This window comes from Segatella salivae DSM 15606 (assembly GCF_000185845.1).
In the GTDB taxonomy this organism is placed as follows: Bacteria; Bacteroidota; Bacteroidia; order Bacteroidales; family Bacteroidaceae; genus Prevotella; species Prevotella salivae.
In genome coordinates this window covers 613,662-619,620 of the sequence record NZ_GL629647.1, presented here as the reverse complement: position 1 = coordinate 619,620, position 5,959 = coordinate 613,662, and the positions used below count along the sequence as shown (strand labels likewise).

The 5,959-nt window shown below is 42.3% G+C and carries 5 protein-coding genes; all 5 read left to right on the top strand.

All coding sequences use genetic code 11. From position 1 onward, the window contains the following. Nucleotides 1-971: replication-associated recombination protein A (locus HMPREF9420_RS02610; protein ID WP_007133859.1), on the top strand; the 971-nt coding region annotated here is incomplete at its 5' end. Between the two features lie 19 nt (nucleotides 972-990). After that, nucleotides 991-1,947: a D-2-hydroxyacid dehydrogenase gene (locus HMPREF9420_RS02605; protein WP_007133858.1), complete on the top strand. Its 957-nt coding sequence runs from the start codon at nucleotides 991-993 to the stop codon at nucleotides 1,945-1,947. A 9-nt stretch (nucleotides 1,948-1,956) separates the two neighbouring features. Further along, on the top strand, nucleotides 1,957-2,598 hold the full coding sequence (locus tag HMPREF9420_RS02600) for a trimeric intracellular cation channel family protein (protein ID WP_007133857.1): 642 nt from the start codon (nucleotides 1,957-1,959) through the stop codon (nucleotides 2,596-2,598). Between the two features lie 268 nt (nucleotides 2,599-2,866). Then, complete coding sequence (locus HMPREF9420_RS02595) at nucleotides 2,867-4,690, top strand: hypothetical protein (protein ID WP_007133856.1); 1,824 nt, start codon at nucleotides 2,867-2,869, stop codon at nucleotides 4,688-4,690. Nucleotides 4,691-5,268: 578 nt separating this feature from the next. Next, complete coding sequence (locus HMPREF9420_RS13090; RefSeq protein ID WP_081457429.1) at nucleotides 5,269-5,463, top strand: hypothetical protein; 195 nt, start codon at nucleotides 5,269-5,271, stop codon at nucleotides 5,461-5,463. The last annotated feature ends 496 nt before the right edge of the window (nucleotides 5,464-5,959 follow it).

The following is a 5,959-nucleotide window of genomic DNA, read 5'->3' as shown; positions in this document are numbered from 1 at the left end:
TCATTGACGAGATTCATCGTTTCAGCAAGTCTCAACAAGATTCTTTGTTGGGAGCCGTTGAGCGTGGTGTTGTAACATTGATTGGGGCAACAACAGAAAATCCATCTTTTGAAGTGATTCGCCCTTTGCTTTCACGTTGTCAACTTTATGTTTTAAAGCCTCTTGACAAAGAAGACTTATTGCAATTGGTCAAGCGGGCCATTACTACCGACGTTGAATTGAAGAAAAAGCACATCACACTCCAAGAGAGTGGGGCACTGCTTCGTTTTAGTGGTGGTGATGCACGGAAGTTATTAAACATCCTCGATCTTGTTATTGAAGCTACTGGTGATGAGGTTGTGATTACAGACGAACTTGTTGAAAGCATATTGCAATCGAATCCTTTGGCCTATGATAAGGATGGAGAAATGCACTATGATATTATCTCGGCTTTCATCAAGAGCATCCGAGGGAGTGATCCTGATGCAGCTTTGTATTGGTTGGCTCGAATGATTGAGGGCGGAGAAGATCCGCAGTTCATAGCGCGACGATTGGTAATCAGTGCATCTGAAGATATTGGCTTAGCCAATCCCAATGCGTTGTTGATGGCAAATGCAGCCTTCGATGCCGTGATGAAGATAGGCTGGCCCGAGGGAAGAATACCTTTGGCAGAGGCTACGGTCTATTTGGCTACGAGTCAGAAAAGCAATTCTGCCTATCTTGCCATTGATAATGCGTTGGCAAAGGTACGCGAAACAGGGAATCTTCCAGTTCCACTTCCTTTGCGAAATGCCCCAACCAAGCTGATGGCTGAACTCGGTTATCATGACGGTTATAAGTATCCCCACGACTATCCCGGGCATTTTACGGAACAACAATATCTGCCTGATGAGCTGAAAGAGACTCGCTTTTGGCATGGACAACATAGTGCTGCTGAAGAAAAGCTGAATAAGCAAATGGAAAACTGCTGGGGAGACAGGTTTAAAGATTAAGAACAAAATTATTAAAGACATGAAGATAGTTGAATTAGATGGTTACGCTGCAAATCCCGGCGATTTATCTTGGGAAACAATACAGGCTCTTGGTGAGTTCAAACTCTATGATCGTACCGCACCGAAAGACATTGTCAATCGGGCTAAAGATGCTGAGATTATACTTGTAAATAAGGTAAATATCACGAAAGAGATTATTGAGCAGCTGCCGAAACTAAAATATATTGGTGTATTGGCCACCGGATATAATGTTGTTGACATCGATGCAGCCAAAGCGCATGGCATTGTGGTAACAAATATCCCTGCCTATAGCACAGAAAGTGTTGCGCAAATGACCTTTGCACACATCTTGAATCTAACCAATCGTGTGGAGCATTATGCGCAACTCAATCGTGAGGGAAAATGGAGTCATAATTCTGATTTCTGTTATTGGGATACTCCTTTACGCGAAATAAGTGGTAAAACTTTGGGCATCGTAGGCTTAGGAAACATTGGATGCAAAGTTGCTAAGATTGCGCGCGATTTCGGCATGGATGTCTTTGCTTTCACCAGCAAAAATTCGGCTGATTTGCCCGAAGGAATCCAGAAAACCACGCTCGAAGGTCTGTTTGCCGTGAGTGATATCCTCTCTTTGCATTGTCCTTTGACAGCCGACACCTTTGAGATGATAAACAAAGCAACGCTGAACAAGATGAAAAAAGGTGCTTTGTTGATAAACACAGGGCGTGGACAACTCATTAATGATGCTGATGTCGCTGAGGCATTGGAGAATGGACAGTTAGGTGGATATGGTGCCGATGTGATGTGTTCAGAACCACCTTCTGAAGATAATCCTCTCTTTGCGCAACCCAACGCGTTTATCACGCCACACATTGCTTGGGCTACGAAGGAGGCGCGTGCAAGATTGTTAGCTATTTGTGCCGACAATATCAAAGCTTTCATTGAAGGTCATCCACAAAACGTTGTCAATCCTTAAACTCTAACTATGATTGCCCCTAATCCACAAGTAGCACACACAGTGCTTCTCATCATCGAGTTTATTGGTACATTTGCTTTTGCCATCTCGGGAATTCGTATGGCGGCAGCGAAGCATTTTGACTGGTTTGGTGGCTTTGTGTGTGGCTTTGCGGTCGCTATCGGCGGCGGAACCATTCGTGACGTGATGTTGGGAGTAACTCCCTTTTGGATGACTTCGAGCATCTATTTCACCTGCACAATCATCGCCTTGCTTGTTGGAATCCTTTTTTCCAAAAAACTCAGTCGCATGGAGAATGCATGGCTCATCACCGACACTTTGGGGCTTGCAATGTTTACCATCGCCGGATTACAGAAGACACTGCAATATGACCATCCGTTCTGGGTTGCTATCGTTATGGGATGCATCACTGGAGTTGCGGGCGGAGTCATTCGAGATGTGCTCTTAAATCAAGAACCCATCATTTTTCAGAAAGACATTTATGCCATGGCAAGTGTTGCCGGAGGGCTAATCTATTGGTTGTTGGCTGCCCTTGGTATAAACATTGGTATAACCTCAATAGTAACGTTTTTTGTGATTTGCCTTGTCAGATACGTGGCTGTAAGATATCACATCTCTCTGCCTTTGCTTAGGGGAGAGAATGATGAGTAGAGATTAAAGGGTCTAATCTTTGTTTTTAAGCACCAACATCTTTTGTTGTATCAGTTATTTGTTGTTCTAAGTATAAAAACTTAGTATACAAATTAAAGGTGTGGATTGAAGGTGTTATAACATGCTCTTGGTGCAATGATGTGTAGATACACATGTAGTTAAACATTGTAAATGCATGTTATTTTTGTCTTTTTTGCGTAATTTTGTATGCAGATAATTAGAGAGTTAAAAAATAAGTCATACACCAATTGGTATTAATACTATTAAAATGAAAAAAAGTATTCTTTTGTCAGCCGTGTGCATAGCTATGGCAATTATCACCACATCTTGTTCTTCTGACCCTACCGATTATTTGGAAGATGATGCCAATGAGGAAAAGCTGACTCTTACTGTAACGGCTGAATCAGAATTTACGCTAAATACATTGCCTGATGAGCATAATGCTAAAAGTTATAGGAAGTGGGAGAGTGGCGACAAACTGCTGCTCGTAACGACGAATGGTTCAAGGACGAAGGTTTCAACACTTACATTGACGTCTACTAAACGTGATGGTGTTAGTGGCGAGTTTACTGGATTAATCCCTGTAAGTCGAATCGTCAGTGGAAACGTCTATCGTTTCTTCTATATGGGTAAGAACACTATCAGCAAAGAGGAATTAGCTGCAGGTAAGCTTAACATCGATCTATCCAAGCAGCCAGGGAGTATAAATGGTTTAAAGAATAATTGTGTATGGTCGGGCTTGGGCAAGATTGTCGTTTCGGGTTCTAATGCCAACGTTGAAGGTAGTATCACATTGGAAAATGCGTTTTCTGTTGTTCATTTTGCAATGTCGACGGATGATGGAACTGATATCACGCGAGTAGGAATGCGAGGCGAGGGCGTTTACACCGCTGCAACTGTTGACTTAACGTCGGGAAAGGCCACAGGAACAACAGCAACAAGTGCAGAAGTTGATCCTGAAGAGAATGTGTTCTTCGACGAAGGGGCGACAAACTTCTGTGCTATCCTTGTGCCTGGTAGAACTTCTCTAATTTTCGATGCCTATTATGATGGCTCATATAGCGATGTGGTAACAAAGGTTCCCAAGGCACGTAGCTATCCTGAAGCTGAGTCTTTTGTTTATTACAATGGACATAAAGCTACTTTCTCTGTCAGTAGTACGCATAAAGTTGCCATTACCAATGGTAACATGCAGTATGTGATGCCTATGACAACCTATAACACACGCATGATGGAAAAAGTAATGAATGCTAATACTCTTATCCAATCGAAAAATGATAAGCCTTTCAAAATCACTGGTAGATATACCATACATCCTGGTTATTATCGTTTAGCTCCTGAACAATGGGAGATGGCTATGCCAAAGAATAAAAGGAGAGAGAATGGCACTTACACCTATGAAACCGTCAAGAAGGATGGCAAGGAGTATATTTCACCAAAGACTTATCGTTATTTTGACCTTCCTTCATGGGGAATGATAGATAATCCGACATTACTTTCAGCAACTGAATACTTTAGGCCTGGTGGTTCTGCAAGTGGCATAGAAACTCAGTATGATTTCGGTAATAAGTTATATGTAGGTACTGAAAAAACACGCACAATGACCTCTGATGAGTGGGATTATCTGTTGCCTAAAACTACAACTACAGTGACCGATCGTATTTGGGTGAGTGGTTCAACCAGAATTCCCAAATGGGCACAATGTTATATTGATGAAAATGGAAATGGAACGCGAAATCCTGGAGAGCAACGTGGTTATATTATCTTCCCCGACGAGATGACGCTTGACAAAGCCAAAAAGGTGTTCACTTCATCAAATCCTACTTTCGGAACGGGAGCGCATATGACTAAAAATGCAACAACATACGATAAAATAAAGAATAGTGGCGTGGTATTTATTCCGTTGTCAGCCTATAGACCGGTTGGTAGTAAAACGCTTACTCAATGGGGAAATCATGGAAACTATTTCACCTCTTCATACAAAGGCTCTGGAATCATACATGTTAGATTAGTACAGGGCACCTATGTCAACCCCGACCCTTCAGCACCTGGTCAGGGGTACATGAGTCGCTTGGTGCAGAACATTAACTAATAATTTTATCGTTGCTATCCTTCTGATTGAAGCATAACTATTCATTCAATCTACGGGATAGCTACTGAATAAAAAGAAGAAGGGCATTTGGCGATTCAGCCAAATGCCCTTCTTGTTTATATGTATCATCCCACACCGATGTGCGCTTTCTCGCTTGTATGAGATTGTGTGAGTGTGCGAACGCATGTAGGAATCCTGCAAACATCCTCTGCCTGCGTCCCCCTCCCTTTTGAAAAGATGAAATTAAAGAAGCGCAACACCGATGGCGTTGTACCCCACGCAACATATTAACCCAGGGTAGTTCACTGTGCTCGCCAACCCTGGGCTATCAAAAGCGGAACCCCCGATGGGGTTCGTCTATCCTCATGAAAAACGCTCTCTTTGAGCCCCCCTCCCTTTTGAAAAGATGAAATTTAAAAAAGCGCAACACCGATGGCGTTGAAAAGGGCATATCAAATGATGATATATCGTTTTCATTGTGAGAATATCAATGATAATGCATTATAATAGACGTATTAGCGCAAACCAATAGATTTGTCATTAATACGCAATGTTGTAGATATTATGCCAGCGTTTGCATGAATGAATCCATAATTGCGAATGTTGCAACGACGCAACGCCGTAGGTTTTATGCCAATATTTTAATGAATGAATCCACCATGACGAATGTTCTCACCACGCAACGCCGTAGGTGTTGTTCTTTTGATAGCCCAGGGTTGGCGAGGAACGAGCCTACCCTGGGTAAGCGTTCGCAAGGAGATTCAACGCCATAGGTGTTGAGCTTTTTTTGAGAAAACATGATTATAGCGAGGGGATTCATGGCGGATTAATCAAAAGAAGCGCAACACCGATGGCGTTGTGCTCCACTTAACATATTAACCCAGGGTAGCCTGCACTATCGTTTGGCAACCCTGGGCTATCAAAAGCGGAACCCCTATGGGGTTCGTCTATCCTTATGAAAAACGCTCTCTTTGCGCCGCTTTCCCTTTTGAAAGAGATGAAATTAAAAAAGCGTTACACCGATGGCGTTGAAAAGGGCATATCAAATGATGATATATCGTTTTCATTGTGAGAATATCAATGATAATGCATTATAATAGACGTATTAACGCAAACCAATAGATTTGTCATTAATACGCAATGTTGTAGATATTATGCCAGCGTTTCCATGAATGAATCCATAATTGCGAATGTTGCAACGGTGCAACGCCGTAGGTTTTATGCCAATATTTTAATGAATGAATCCACCATTACGAATGTTACAACCAC